The following is a 249-nucleotide window of genomic DNA, read 5'->3' on the forward strand; positions in this document are numbered from 1 at the left end:
CCCCCCCCCCCCCCCCCCCCCCCCCCCCTCCTCAAAAAAAAACACCCCCCCCCATATTACTACGCGTCTCGTGGGCTCGGAGATGTGTATAAGAGACAGGGCCAGACCACTACGAGGCCCTGCTGCAGGCCGACCCGCGCGCCTCGGCCTTCTGGGACGCCGCGTCGCCTCCTGCTTGGCGGTGACCACCCCTGTCTCTTCTACACATCTGACGCTGCCGACGACGGAGAGAATGTAGATCTCGATGGT

1 protein-coding gene is annotated in these 249 nt (G+C 65.1%); it reads left to right on the plus strand.

Annotated elements, in window-relative coordinates:
* Positions 1–238 (plus strand): hypothetical protein (locus tag ACPYOM_RS23225; protein ID WP_481347780.1); only part of this gene is annotated, 238 nt, incomplete at its 5' end.
* Positions 239–249 lie beyond the last annotated feature (11 nt).

This window comes from Monashia sp. HAY1-2A (assembly GCF_056755315.1).